This window comes from Streptomyces liliifuscus, from assembly GCF_016598615.1.
In the GTDB taxonomy this organism is placed as follows: domain Bacteria; phylum Actinomycetota; class Actinomycetes; order Streptomycetales; family Streptomycetaceae; genus Streptomyces; species Streptomyces liliifuscus.
In genome coordinates, this window is sequence record NZ_CP066831.1 from 2317246 (window position 1) to 2329667 (window position 12422).

Here is a 12422-nt window from a genome sequence, read left to right on the forward strand (position 1 = left end):
GAAACCGGCCGACGCCATCCGTGTGCACAAAGACCGCGTCCGAGAGCCGACACGCGGCGATCAGTAGAAGCGGCGGATGAACACGTCCGACTTGCCGTTGGTGTCGCCGGGCACGATGTCGTCGGCCGTGGAATGGAAGACCACGTCGCGCCCACCGGCGCTGACCGCGTCGGTCCCGGCCGAGGCGAGTTGGTTCGAGACGATCTCGTCGGTGCCCGTCTGCAGGTCGCGCAGCATGAGCGACGGTCCGCTCGTGTCGTGCGGGGCGTACAGCAGATAGCGTCCGGTCGGATCGATGGCCACGCCCCGCACGTTCGGCACCAGTTGGTCGGTGCCCGAGCTCTCGTCGTGGACGTAGGTGTCGGAGCCCGAGAGGTACACGACCTTGCCGCCGTCCTTGCTGAGCTGGACGAGCGCCGCCGCCTTGGACGGGCCCTCGATCGGGCCGGAGGAGGTGTTGTCGGTCCGGTCCCACACGAAGACGTCCTCCGCCTGGCCGTCCTGGTAGGCGACAAAGCGGCCGTCACCGCTGATGGACGGCCGGGACGGGACGGTGTGGGCGAACTCGGCGACGGTCTCCGTGGTGTCGGCGCGCCAGTCCCGTACCTCGATGCGCTGCCGGGACGGCGGTCGACTGAAGGTGGCGACCTGGGCGATGTGGCGGCCGTCCGCGCTCAGCGACGGCTGACTGCAGCTGAGGCCCGGGCAGTTGATGCCGATCGTGCTTCCCGAGCTCACCTGGGACAGGAAAGTCTTCGTGTCCCTTTGCAACAGCCCCCACAGGGCGACGTATTGCCCGTCACCGCTGATCACCGGGCGCTGGGCCGGGGAGGTGAGGGTGCTCATCAGCGTGGTCCGGCTCGTCCGCTGGTCGCGGACGAACACCCTCTCCCCCGTCGCCGGGTTGGCTGGGGTGAGGTTCTTCGCCAACGACGAGAAGGCGATACGCCGGCCGTCGGTGGTGATCGTGGCGCCGACGGAGTCGCCGTCGCCCTGGGTACCGTCGCTTGCGACACTGATCCGCTCGACCCCGGCTCCGCTGTCGCTCGCGACGCCCGCCACGGTCATGGGCTCGGCCGAAGCGGCTCCGGGCAGCCCCGTCATGACCGCGCACACCACGACCGTGGCGCCTAAGGCGGCCCGCACACGTCTGGCACCGCTCCGGTTCGTGTTTCCCCTCATGTTTCCCCCCTCGTACAGAACATGGCTCTTCTCCCCGGTTCCCCACCCGAGGGCCACAAGCATGCAACCGCGACGGCACTGTGGGGTCAATGCGTCGCATGGCTGTTGAGGGGCGCAGTTCCGGCCAGGTGAGAGTGGTCGGCCTCGCAACACGCAGCGCCATGGAATCCGCCCCGCGTCTGGCCAACGGATCCTCACCACGGAAACGTGGGGGCCTATACCTCTCGTACGGCATTCAGGCAGCGGGTGCCTTGGGTGCGGAGAGCGTCGGCGAGTTCAGGTGGGGCGTGGGTGAGGGTGAAGTCGGCGTCGACCGAGGTGATCATCCACGCGAGGTCGCGGGGGGTGCCGGCGCCCAGGTGCAGCAGACAGCTGTGGTCGTCGACGGGTTCGATGACGCCCATGCCGGGCCAGACGCGGTCGGCGACCGCTGCGGCGGGCTCGTGCAGGGTGACCGTGGCCCGGAAGGGCCATGTCTGCGACGACAGTTGGTGGGCCAGGTACGTGGCCACGTCACCGTCGGGGAGTTCGCGGGGGCTGAACCGCGGGCCGGTCGGCGTGCGTGGGGTGAGCCGGTCGACACGGAAGGTGCGCCAGTCGGTGCGATCGGTGTCCCAGGCGACCAGGTACCAGTGGCGCCCGAAGCTGACCAGGCTGTGCGGCTCGACCGAGCGGATGCTGTGGCCGCTGCGGGGGCTGATGTAGTCGAAGCGCAGCCGCTCACGCCGACGACATGCCTCGGCGATGGCCATGAGGGTGCCCGCGGAGACCTCTGGGGCCGGGACGGCGCCGGCCCGGACGGTAGCGGTGTGCAGGGTGTGCACCCGGTGCCGCAGCCGGGACGGCAGCACCTGCTCCAGCTTGGTGAGTGCGCGCAGGGAGGACTCCTCGATCCCGGTGACCGAGCCGTCGGCCGCGGTGCGCAGCCCGATCACGACGGCGATGGCCTCGTCGTCGTCGAGCAGCAGCGGGGGCAGTTCGGCGCCGGCGCCGAGCCGGTAGCCGGCGGCGCCCTGGGTGGCGTGCACCGGGTAGCCGAGCTCGCGCAGCCGCTCCACATCGCGGCGCAGGGTGCGCCGGCTGACTGCGAGGCGTTCGGCGAGCTCCGTGCCGGACCAGGCGCGGTGGCTCTGCAGCAGGGAGAGCAGCTTCAGCAGCCGCCCGGAGGTCTCGACCATGTTTCCAGAGTGCCCGAAGGTTAGGACCGAAACTGACCTAAGCACGTCCTAGCGTCACGGCCATGGCAGACACGACACCCGGTATCCGCTCTTTCCGCATCGACATCCCGCAGACCCGGCTCGACGATCTCCACTCCCGTCTGGCCGCCACCCGCTGGCCGGACGAGCTGCCCGGTGTCGGCTGGAGCCGGGGCGTTCCGTTGGCCTACCTCAAGGATCTCGCCGAACACTGGCGCACCACATACGACTGGCGGGTCCACGAGGCGGCGCTCAACGAGCACCCCCAGTACATGACCACCATCGACGGGCAGAACATTCACTTCCTGCATGTGCGCTCCCCCGAGCCCGACGCCACGCCGCTGGTGCTGCTGCACGGCTGGCCGGGCTCGGTGGTGGATTTCCTCGATGTCATCGGGCCCCTGTCCGATCCCCGCGCGCACGGCGGCGATCCGGCCGACGCCTTCCACCTGGTCGTCCCCTCGCTGCCGGGGTTCGCGTTCTCCACCCCACTGGCCGGTCCGGGCATGGGCGCGGCCACGATGGCCGGGGCTCTCACCCGGTTGATGTCCCAACTCGGCTACGCGCGCTACGGCGTCCATGGTTACGACACCGGCTCGTGGGTCGCCCCGGAGATGGGCAAGCAGGCCCCGGACCACGTCATCGGCATCCACGTCAACGCGATGATCACGTTCCCGGTCGGCGCGGAGGGCGAGATGGACGGCCTCACCGAAGTCGAACAACGACGCTGGCAGGCCATGCAGAACTTCAACGACGGCTACCTGCAGTGCAACTCCAAGCGGCCACAGACGGTGGCCTACGCCCTCACCGATTCCCCTGTCGGTCAGCTGGCCTGGGTCGTGGAGAAGTTCAAGGAACTCACCGACCCGGAAGACGGGTTGCCCGAGGACAGCATCGCCCGGGACCGCATCCTGACCGAGGTCTCGCTGTACTGGCTGACCGGCACCGCCGCTTCAGCCGCGCAGGTCTACTACGAGGAGATGTCCGCGAACGCCTGGAGCGAGGCCGTGGCCGACGACTGGAGCACCGACCCGGGCATAGACACCACGCAGGACACCGGCTGGGACAACGGCCAGGACGACTGGGCATCCGACCGACGCGGGACGGTGCCCACCGCCGTGCTGGTCTCCACCCACGACGTGACCATCCGCCGCTGGGCCGAACGCGACCACAACGTCGTGCGGTGGACCGAGCTCGACCGTGGTGGCCACTTCCTCGCGATGGAGGCCCCGGACCTGCTCGTCGGCGATGTCCGCGAGTTCTTCGACAAGAGCTCGTGACACGATCTTCTGCGTCGCCCCCGGGTGCAGGGCAGCCGACTCCTCCCGCGTGAGATCGCGGCGCCTTGGCGGGGTGACGGGGTGACGGGGTGACGGGGGAGTTTCTGCTGAACGGCCACACGTTCACGGATGCGGAGCTGTGCGTCAGGTGCTGATGGGCGAAGGGGCTGGTGGCTTCAGGAGAGGACGGCGGGCTTGAGGGTCCGGGCGCACCAGTGCTCGAAGGTGGTGGGACCGGCGGTGTCCGGGGTGCGGGTGACGCCGGCATCGAGGCCCTCGTCCTTGGCCCGCTTCATGTCGGCGATGCCCTGGACGAACGCCTCGTCGAGGCCGTGGCCGACGAGGGTGGTGCGCAGCTCGTCGAGCGACTGGCGTTCGTAGCGGACGGGGCGGCCGAACCGCTCGGTCATGATGCGGGCCAGGTCATTGGGTGACAGGTCCTGCGGTCCGAGGACCGGGACGCTGCCGGTGCCCGTCCACGAGCGGTCCAGCAACAGGCCGGCGGCGACGGCCGCGATGTCGGCGACGGCGACGAGTGGCGCCTTGCGGTCGGCGTCGACGACGTCGGTGAAGACGCCCTTGTCGCGGATCGAGGCGGCCTCCTCCAGGAGGTTCTCGAAGAAGGACGGGTTGGCCAGGGCCCGGTAGGCGACGCCCGTGCCGGCCAGAAGGTCGTCCATGGCCAAAGAAGCGGTGACGAGTCCGGCGCGGTCGGCCAGCGGGGTGCCGCGGCCGAGGGCGGAGACGCCGACGACGTGGCCGACCCCGTGGGCGGTGAGCGCCCTCGCAGCGGGGCGGGTGAAGCCGGTGTAGGCGTCCTCCGGGGTGCGGGAGGCGTCCGGGGGGACGAGCCAGAAGACGGCGTCCGCGCCCTGGAAGGCCCTGTCGACCACTTCGGCGTCGCCGTGCGAGCCGGTGATCACCTCGACGCGGCCGCGTGCCGTGTCCGGCAGCCGTGCGGGGTCACGCACGATCACGCGCAGTTCCTCCCCGTCGGCGGGGGCGGACTCCAGGAGCCGGGTGAGCAGATGGCGGCCGATGTTCCCGGTGGGGGCCGTGATGACGATCATGAAAACCTCAAAAGTCCGTGTCGGATCGGTACGCCCCATCCTGGGGAACGCCACGGTGATGCCACAATGGGAACTTCAGCAACGAGGTATTGCCTGAAATGGAATAACGCTGGTGAACAGCCCACATTCGGCCCTTGACGCCAACCTCGCCGTAGCCCTGGACGCCCTGCTGACCGAACAGAGCGTCACCCGCGCCGCCGCCCGCCTGCACACCTCCCCCGCCGCCATGAGCCGCACCCTCGGCCGCCTGCGCCGTACCCTCCAGGACCCGCTCCTCGTACGGGCCGGACAGACCATGGTCCCCACCCCTCGCGCCCTGGCTCTGCGCGAGGAAGCCGCCGCAGTGGTGCGCCGCCTCGGATCGCTGCTCAGTCCCGGCGAAGGGGCCGACCCCGCCACCCTGAGCAGCACCTTCACCCTCCAGACCGCCGACCTGGTCGGTGCGGCACTGACGCCCGGACTGCTGCATCTGGCCCGGCAGGAGGCGCCGGGCGTCTCGTTCCGGCTCCGGGCCGAGGAGTTGGAGGCCGGTCCGGCCCTTCGCGACGGCCGGATCGATCTGGAGATCGGATCCATCGACCACGTGGACCCGGAGACCCAGGTCGAAGAACTGGTCACGCTCCGGATGATGGCGGCCGTCCGTCCGGGGCACCCCCTCGCCGAAGGGGCCCTGGACCCGGCGCGGCTCGCTGCCGCCGAGCATGTCGTGGTCAGCCGGCGAGGGCGGTTCACCGGCCCTCTCGACAGCGCCCTGGCCGAACGGAACCTCCACCGGCGCGTCACGGTCGTCCTCCCCGGCCACCTGGCGGCGATGACCCTCGCGGCCCGCAGCGACGTCGTCTGCCTCGTCCCCGCCGCACTCCCCGGCAAGCCCGAGTCACCACTCACGCACACCGCCACCGCCCTCGGCCTGCGCCTCCTCGACATACCCCTGCCGCTGCCACCCCTGACCATCGGCATGGCCTGGCACCCCCGCCACACGGCCGACGGAGCCCACGACTGGCTCCGCAACGCCGTTCGCCGCACACTTCGCGCGCCCGCGACCACCTGACGTGATCTCAGAGGTGCGACGTCAGCGGCCGTGAGAAGGTCCGCAGACCCGGCGTCAGACCTTCCGGATCCGGTCGGCGATCTCCGGCCTCGCCGCGAACCCGGCCGCCTTGTACGTGGCGACGCCGCCGACGTTGGAGCTCGGCGTGCACACGCGCACGCTTGACGAGCCCATCTCCCGCAGTGCGGCCGCCCCCGCGACGGTGATCGCCCGGCCATAACCGCGGCCGCGGTGGTCCGTGTGGACGCCCATCGGCTCGACCAGTCCTGGTTTCCCCGGGCCGGCCGACCAGACCGTCACCACCGCCGCGGGGTTGCCCTGGTCGTCGTAGGCACCCAGGCAGCGGGCGTCGGCGTAGAACGGTGCGGCGGACATCCTGTGCCGGTACTCGCGCGTGGGCTTCGAGGTGTTGAACGCGGACCGCAGGACGTCGGCGAAGTCCTGTGCCTGCTCCGGGCCGATCTCCTTGATCCGCGCGCCGGGGTCCTCCACCGCTTCGGCGAGGTCGCGGAAGAGCGGCGTCCACGGATCGTCGACGCCCCAGCCCTCCTTGGTCAACAGGTCGTGGAGCAGCAGGCCCTGAGGCGCCTCGATGGACACCTCCCCTTCCGGCAGCACGCCGCGCTCGGGCAGCGAGAAGTCCTCGACGAGCCGCCGTGCCAAGTCCTCGTCATGGAACGCGTCGGAAGCGACCGTCATGCGCACGAGCGTCGGCGAATCCAGCATCCCGACGGCGAGGATCCGTCCGTTCCGGCTCCAGGTCCGTACCGCCGCGGCCGTCTCGGCCGTTCCGAACCGGTAGTTCCAGCCGATGTCCCCGGGATGCAGCTGCATCGGCGTTTCGTCGTGCTGCCACTCCCGCAGCGCCGCAATGGCCTCGCGCACTCCGTCGGCCGTCGGCGTCCTCAGCACAATCGTCATAGCCGGGATCAGACATCCCGTCTCGGTGGCGTGCAACCGAATAACCACGACGGGAAGGCCGCCCGCACGACGACGAAACACGGATGGTGCCGACCGAAACCGGCCGGCACCATCCGTGTGTAAAAGCTGTGTCCGAGGGGGGACTTGAACCCCCACGCCCGATAAAGGGCACTAGCACCTCAAGCTAGCGCGTCTGCCATTCCGCCACCCGGACTAGGTGTCTGCCGCCTGGACGGGGGTGTTCCCCGTGGCGACATGGACAACAATACCAAGCTTTCGGAGTGGCTTTCACCTGCGTTTCCTCGCCCCGGCGGGGGTTCCCGACAGGTGTGGAGGGTGCGCCTACAGTCTCACCATGGGTGACTGGAAGACTACGGACGGGTTGCCGCGCAGACGGCGGCACCGGGCTCTGTCGCCGTGGCGGGAGCATCTGCGGGACACGTTCTGGTTCGCTCCGACCGCCGCCCTGGTCCTGGTGTTCGTGGTGTGGTCCGCGGCGACGGCGGCGGACGACGCGATCCTGACCGCGCTGCGCGACTCGGGCGACGAGGACGCCGTGAGCGACCTGCTGGGGATCGCCGAGGACGCGAAGACCGTGGTCACCACGATCAGCGCGGCCATGATGACCTTCATCGGCGTCGTCTTCAGCATCTCGCTGGTCGCCGTGCAGATGGCCGCCGGGCAGTTCAGCCCCCGCGTCGTACGGATCTTCGTGCGGAGCCGGATCACCAAGGCCACCTTCGCGGTGTTCCTGGCCACCTTCGTCCAGTCCCTGCTCGTCCTCACCTCGTACGACAGTCAACGTGATCCCGCGCTGGTGGCCTCGATCCCGCTCGTCCAGTCCGTCCTCACGCTGATCCTGGTGGGGCTGAGCGTCGTCCTGTTCGTGATGTACGTGAACTCGACGCTGCGGTTGATGCGGGTCGCGCACGTCGTCGATCTGATCACCAGGGAGGCGTTGCGGGTCGTCGCGAACATGCCCCTCGACGTTTCCGCGGAGGAACCCGTCGGTACCGGTACCGGTTCCGGTTACAGCTCCGGCCTCGACCTCGCCCCGGAGACCGCCCGCTTCGCCCATCACGGTCGCGCGGGCGTGCTGCGGGACGTCGACATCGTGCGGCTCGTCCGGATGGCGCGGCAGAGCGGTGTCGTGCTGCGGCTCGTCCCGCGGATCGGGGACTTCGTCGTGCCGGGCACGCCGGTGTTCGCCGTACACGGCGGGCCCGCCACGAAGGCGCTGCGGGCGCTGAGTTTTCAGGTGTCCGTGGGTGCCGAGCGGACGTTCCATCAGGATCTGGGGTTCGGGCTGCGGCAGTTGTCGGACATCGCGCTGCGTGCCCTGTCGCCCGCCGTGAACGACCCCACCACGGCGGTTCAGGCCGTGGACCGGATCGTGCAGTTCCTGTCCTCGGTGGCGCGGCGCCCGCTCGGGGCCCTGTTGCACCGGGACAGGCGAGGCGCCGTACGGCTGGTGCAACCCGTGCCCGGCTGGACCGAGTTGGTCGACCTCGGCTTCACCGAGATCCGGGGGTGTGCCGTGTCCAGTCCTCAGGTCACCCGCCGTCTGCTGGCCGGGCTCGATGATCTCCTCGCTGCTGTTCCCGAGGACCGTCGGGCGCCGTTGGTCCGCCATCGCACGTTGCTGACCCAGGCCGTGGAACGGACCGTGCCTCAAGCCGCGGACCGCGCCTTCGCCCTCCACCCGGACCGGCAGGGCATCGGGTAGAGCAGGGCTTCGGGCAGACGGGCCGTACGACCGCCGACGCTCCCGAAGCCAGTGGGCGGCGCACCGCATGGCGCCCCGCGGAACGCCGCCCACCCGCCGTCACGGCATGAGGTGGTACTCCGGGAAGTTGCCCGGCAACCGCTCCCCCGCCGGTCCTCGCGTCACCGCGCGTATCAGCAGTTCGCCGCCCACGAACGCGCCCCGCCAGGACGCGCCGAAGCCGCCGAAGAGCTCGTCGCGGTCGCCGCGCGAACGGGGTTTGCCGTGGCCGACCTTGAACGCGCGGATCTGCGGGGCCAGTCGGTCGTAGGTGGCCTCGTCATCCGTAGACAGGGTCGCGACGAGCGCGCCGTTCGACGCGTTCATGGCGGCGAGCAGCTCCGCCTCGGTGTCGACCAGGACGATGGTGTCGACCGGGCCGAAGGGTTCCGCGTGGTGGAGGGGCGAGGACGGGGGCGGGTTGAGGAGCGTGACCGGTTGGACGTACGCGGCCGTGTCCTGGCCGGGCAGGAAGCGCGCGTCGGTGAGCCGGCCGCGGTGCAGTGGGACCGCGCCGCGGTCGATCGCCTCGGCGACCTGGTCGTGGAGGTCCTTCGCCTTGGCCGCGTTGATCACAGGACCGAAGTCGAGCTGCGGATACGGGTCGTCGGGGTGCTCGACCGCCAGCGGGTGGCCGACTCGCAGCGTACGGACGGCCGGCAGGTACGCCGCCAGGAAGTCGTCGAACAGCTCACGCTGCACGACGAATCGCGGGTAGGCGGTGCAGCGCTGCTTGCCGTAGTCGAAGAGCTTGGGGATGACCGCCGTCAGCGTGTCCCAGTCCGTGTGGTTCCAGATGCCCCAGGTGTTCAGGCCCTCCTGTTCGAGTACGTGTCGTTTGCCGAGGTCGGCGACGGCCGTGGCCACCGCGGCGCCCGTGTCGCGGCCGCCGACGAAGGAGACGCAGCCGATCTCGGGCGCGCGCACGAGCGCCTCCGACAGCTCGCGCCCGCTGCCGCTGACGAGGGTGACGGGAATCCCCTCGCGTGCGGCGAGTGCGCAGGCCAGAGTGAGACACGCGACGCCGCCGTCGGTCGGGGTCTTGGCGATGACCGCGTTCCCTGCCAATGCCTGTATCAGCATTGCGTGAACGAGCACGCTCATCGGGTAGTTCCAGCTCGCGATGTTGGACACGGGCCCGTCGAGCGGGGTCCGGCCCTCGACCATGGGCTCGATTCCGTCCACGTACCAGCGCACGCCGTCGATGGCCCGGTCGACGTCGGCCTGCGCGAGCCGCCAGGGCTTGCCGATCTCCCAGACGAGGAGGAGGGCGAGCAGTTCGCGGTGTTCGGTGAGCGCGTCGAGCGTGGCCGCGACGCGGGCCCGGCGTTCGTCCAGGGGCACGTGCCGCCAGGCTCGGTGGTGGTCGAGTGAGGCGCGTACGGCCTGGTGGGCCGTCGGGCCGTCGAGGCGCGGCGGCCCTGCGATGGGGCTTCCGTCCACCGGGCTGGTGGCGGGCAGCGCCCTGCCGTCCGCCTGCCAGGCGGCGCCCCAGAGGTTGAGGACACGGTCGTCCCGGAAGGCTTCCGGCGCCACGGTGAGGCAGCGTTGCCAGGCGTCTGTCCAGGATGTGTGGGCCTTGAGGGTGAGGGTGGGTGCCATTCGGTTGCTCCGCTCTCGGTGCACAGTCGGGGGCGGTAGTGCATGGCTCGTCTCCCGTACGGGAGTACTGGGCGCGCTTGGAGTACCTGGAGTGCTCCGAGTGCTCGGTGCACTCGGAGCGCTTCGTGTACTCGGAGTGCTTGGCGTACTCGCGTACGGAGACGTCGTACGAAGGACGCTAGCGAGGCATCTCGACCTCGGAAAGTAACGCCGTGTCAACTATGAGTGACATCACGCTTCTTCATCCGGATTCGCCCAGTGCGGCTAGGACCAGCCGGGCCGTCTCGGTCGGGGTGTCGCCGACCCGTACGCCGGCCGCCTCCAGGGCCTCCTTCTTCGCCTGGGCCGTGCCGGACGAGCCGGAGACGATCGCGCCCGCGTGGCCCATCGTCTTGCCCTCGGGGGCGGTGAATCCGGCGATGTAGCCGATGACGGGTTTGGTGACGTGGTCGCGGACGTACGCGGCCGCGCGTTCCTCGGCGTCGCCGCCGATCTCCCCGATGAGGACGATGAGTTCGGTGTCGGGGTCGTCCTGGAAGGCGGCCAGGCAGTCGATGTGGGTGGTGCCGACGACGGGGTCGCCACCGATGCCGACGCAGGTCGAGAAGCCGATGTCGCGGAGTTCGTACATGAGTTGGTAGGTGAGCGTGCCGGACTTGGAGACGAGGCCGATGCGGCCCGACTTGGTGATGTCGGCCGGGATGATGCCCGCGTTGGACTGGCCGGGAGTGATCAGGCCGGGGCAGTTGGGGCCGATGATCCGGGTGCCCTTCGACCTCGCGTACGCGGTGAAGGCGACCGAGTCGTGGACCGGGATGCCCTCGGTGATGACGACGGCGAGTTCGATGCCGGCGTCGGCGGCCTCGACAACTGCCGCCTTGGAGAAGGCGGGTGGGACGAAGACGACGCTGACGTCGGCTCCGGTGGCCTCGATGCCTTCGCGCACGGAGCCGAAGACGGGCACGGCGCGGTCGTCGAAGTCGACGCTCTGCCCGGCCTTGCGCGGGTTGACGCCGCCGACGACGTCGGTGCCTGCCGCGAGCATGCGCCGGGTGTGCTTCATGCCCTCGCCGCCCGTCATGCCCTGGACGAGGATCTTGCTCTCCTTGGTGAGGTAGATGGCCATGTCCCGCTCCTTCAGCTGGCGTTGGCGAGTTGGGCGGCACGGCGCGCGGCGCCGTCCATGGTGGTGGCCTGCTGGACCAGGGGGTGCGCCCGGTCGTCGAGGATGGCGCGGCCGCGTACAGCGTTGTTGCCGTCGAGGCGGACGACCAGTGGCTTGGTCAAGTGGACCGATTCCAGGGCCTGCACGATGCCGTCGGCGACCGCGTCGCAGGCGGTGATGCCGCCGAAGACGTTGACGAAGACGGACTTCACCGCCGGGTCGGAGAGGATGACGGAGAGGCCGTCGGCCATGATCTGGGCGGAGGCTCCCCCGCCGATGTCGAGGAAGTTGGCGGGGCGCGCGCCGCAGCCGGCGACCACGTCGAGGGTCGACATGACGAGGCCGGCGCCGTTGCCGATGATGCCGACCTCGCCGTCCAGCTTCACGTAGTTGAGGTTCTTGGCGGCGGCCGCCGCCTCCAGCGGGTCGTCGTGCGTGGACTCCTGGTCGCCCCAACGCGCCTGCCGGAAGCGGGCGTTGTCGTCGAGGGTGACCTTGCCGTCGAGTGCGAGGATCTGCCCCTGGGCGGTACGGACGAGGGGGTTCACCTCGACGAGTACGGCGTCCTCGCGGATCAGTACGTCCCAGAGCCTGACCAGGACGTCGACGGTCTGCGGAGGCAGGCCGGCGGCATCGGCGATCTCGGCCGCCTTGGCCGAGGTGACGCCCTCGGCGGGGTCGATGTGGACGCGCGCCACGGCGTCCGGCCGGGTGGCGGCGACCTCCTCGATGTCCATGCCGCCCTCGGCCGAGGCGATCGCGAGGAATCGGCCGGCGGCCCGGTCGAGTACGTAACTGACGTAGAACTCGCTCTCGATGTCGACCGGTTGGGCCAGCATCACCTTGCCGACGGTGTGGCCCTTGATGTCCATACCGAGGATCTGGCGTGCCGTCAGTTCGGTGGCGGCGGGGTCCGCGGCGAGTTTCACGCCGCCCGCCTTGCCGCGTCCGCCGGTCTTCACCTGTGCCTTGACGACGACGCGGCCGCCGAGCCTGCGGGCGATCTCGCGTGCCTCCTTGGGCGAGTCCGTGACCTCGGCCCTCGGCACCAAAATGCCGTGTTCCTCGAAGAGTTCCCTTGCCTGGTGCTCGAACAGGTCCATCTCGGCTCCCTCTTAAAAGTGCCGCACGCCCCCTGGACACCACCCACTGGATGCGGGATAACAAGCTTCATACAGTATTCGTCGACT

The 12422-nt window shown here is 70.0% G+C and carries 10 protein-coding genes and 1 tRNA gene; 3 read left to right on the top strand and 8 right to left on the bottom strand.

What is annotated here, in order from left to right; all coding sequences use genetic code 11:
* Window positions 1–60: 60 nt before the first annotated feature.
* Together JEQ17_RS09895 and JEQ17_RS09900 are read right to left on the bottom strand one after the other, a co-directional pair.
* Window positions 61–1146, bottom strand: a complete 1086-nt coding sequence (locus tag JEQ17_RS09895) for a TolB-like translocation protein (RefSeq protein ID WP_234048138.1) — start codon at window positions 1144–1146, stop codon at window positions 61–63.
* A 251-nt stretch (window positions 1147–1397) separates the two neighbouring features.
* Window positions 1398–2360 carry a helix-turn-helix transcriptional regulator gene (locus JEQ17_RS09900; protein ID WP_200394887.1) on the bottom strand — a complete coding sequence of 321 codons (963 nt, stop codon included), beginning with the start codon at window positions 2358–2360 and terminating at the stop codon, window positions 1398–1400.
* A 62-nt stretch (window positions 2361–2422) separates the two neighbouring features.
* Here JEQ17_RS09900 and JEQ17_RS09905 point away from each other — a divergent pair, with 62 nt between their 5' ends.
* Complete coding sequence (locus JEQ17_RS09905) at window positions 2423–3658, top strand: epoxide hydrolase family protein (protein ID WP_200394888.1); 1236 nt, start codon at window positions 2423–2425, stop codon at window positions 3656–3658.
* A 176-nt stretch (window positions 3659–3834) separates the two neighbouring features.
* Here JEQ17_RS09905 and JEQ17_RS09910 read toward each other — a convergent pair whose 3' ends face one another.
* Window positions 3835–4728 (bottom strand): NAD(P)H-binding protein, encoded by an 894-nt coding sequence (locus tag JEQ17_RS09910; protein ID WP_200394889.1) that lies wholly within the window; start codon window positions 4726–4728, stop codon window positions 3835–3837.
* A 103-nt stretch (window positions 4729–4831) separates the two neighbouring features.
* Between JEQ17_RS09910 and JEQ17_RS09915 the strand changes: the two genes are divergently transcribed.
* Window positions 4832–5779 carry a LysR family transcriptional regulator gene (locus JEQ17_RS09915; protein ID WP_200401410.1) on the top strand — a complete coding sequence of 316 codons (948 nt, stop codon included), beginning with the start codon at window positions 4832–4834 and terminating at the stop codon, window positions 5777–5779.
* Between the two features lie 54 nt (window positions 5780–5833).
* On the opposite strand, the gene JEQ17_RS09920 is transcribed toward JEQ17_RS09915, so the two are convergent.
* Window positions 5834–6700 carry a GNAT family N-acetyltransferase gene (locus JEQ17_RS09920; RefSeq protein ID WP_200394890.1) on the bottom strand — a complete coding sequence of 289 codons (867 nt, stop codon included), beginning with the start codon at window positions 6698–6700 and terminating at the stop codon, window positions 5834–5836.
* A gap of 129 nt (window positions 6701–6829) precedes the next feature.
* Window positions 6830–6914, bottom strand: a tRNA-Leu gene (locus tag JEQ17_RS09925).
* 141 nt (window positions 6915–7055) lie between these two features.
* On the opposite strand from JEQ17_RS09925, the gene JEQ17_RS09930 reads away from it, so the two are divergent.
* A complete protein-coding gene (locus JEQ17_RS09930) occupies window positions 7056–8426 on the top strand; it encodes a DUF2254 domain-containing protein (RefSeq protein ID WP_200394891.1) in 1371 nt (456 codons plus the stop codon).
* 99 nt (window positions 8427–8525) lie between these two features.
* Here JEQ17_RS09930 and JEQ17_RS09935 read toward each other — a convergent pair whose 3' ends face one another.
* From JEQ17_RS09935 to sucC, 3 genes are all read right to left on the bottom strand, one after another.
* Window positions 8526–10067, bottom strand: a complete 1542-nt coding sequence (locus tag JEQ17_RS09935) for an aldehyde dehydrogenase family protein (RefSeq protein ID WP_200394892.1) — start codon at window positions 10065–10067, stop codon at window positions 8526–8528.
* A gap of 241 nt (window positions 10068–10308) precedes the next feature.
* Window positions 10309–11193, bottom strand: a complete 885-nt coding sequence (gene sucD / locus JEQ17_RS09940) for a succinate--CoA ligase subunit alpha (RefSeq protein ID WP_200394893.1) — start codon at window positions 11191–11193, stop codon at window positions 10309–10311.
* Window positions 11194–11204: 11 nt separating this feature from the next.
* Window positions 11205–12335, bottom strand: a complete 1131-nt coding sequence (gene sucC / locus JEQ17_RS09945) for an ADP-forming succinate--CoA ligase subunit beta (protein WP_200394894.1) — start codon at window positions 12333–12335, stop codon at window positions 11205–11207.
* Window positions 12336–12422 lie beyond the last annotated feature (87 nt).